Raw genomic sequence first — 727 nt, 5'->3', positions numbered from 1 at the left:
CCAAACGGGAGGAACTCGAAGGGGCTGAAGGTCCGATCGAGGAACCGCTCGGGGCGGAAGCGCTCCGGGTCGGGATAGGCCTCCTCGCGCCGGTGGGCCAGGTAGCTGGACGCCGCCACCGCCTGTCCCGCCGGGACGGTGTAGCCGAGCAGCTCGAGCGGGGCCTTGAGCTTGCGCGACATCGACGGCGAGAGCGGCCACAGGCGGAGCGTCTCGTCGCAGACCGCCTGGAGGTAGGGCCGCTGGGCCATGGCCTCGGGGGCGCCGTCGCCCGCGGCGTCGAGCTCGGCGCGCAGCCGCTCGAGAGGCCCGGGCGTGTGGTGCAGCTCGTAGAGGGCCCACTGCAGCGCCAGGCCGGTGGTCTCGTGGCCGGCGATCACCAGCGTGAGCAGGTGGTCGCGGATCTCCGTGTCGCTCATCCCCGCGCCGTCCTCGTAGCGGGCGGCCAGCAGCATGCCGAGGATGTCGGGCCGATCTTCAGGCGCAGCGCGGCGGGCGGCGATGGCCTCATCGAGCATCCGGTGCACCTGGTCCTGGGTGCGGCGGAAGCGCGCGTAGGGGGTCAACCCGCCCAGCTCCACGCGGAGGAAGCGGAAGACCAGGAACGAGCGGTGCACGGCGCCGACGAACGCCGTCATGGCGGCGCTGAAGCGGTCCATCCACGACCGGTCGGTGACGCCGAAGACGGCCTGGATGATCACGTCCAGCGAGAGGGATTGGGTGAGGT

1 protein-coding gene is annotated in these 727 nt (G+C 72.1%); it reads right to left on the bottom strand.

Going from position 1 to position 727, the window contains the following annotated elements:
• The coding region (locus KY501_RS52880; RefSeq protein WP_224373259.1) for a cytochrome P450 at nucleotides 1–727 on the bottom strand (727 nt) is incomplete at both ends.

This window comes from Hyalangium versicolor, assembly GCF_020103695.1.
GTDB classification, from domain to species: Bacteria; Myxococcota; Myxococcia; order Myxococcales; family Myxococcaceae; genus Hyalangium; species Hyalangium versicolor.
This window is presented reverse-complemented; position numbering and strand designations above follow the sequence as displayed.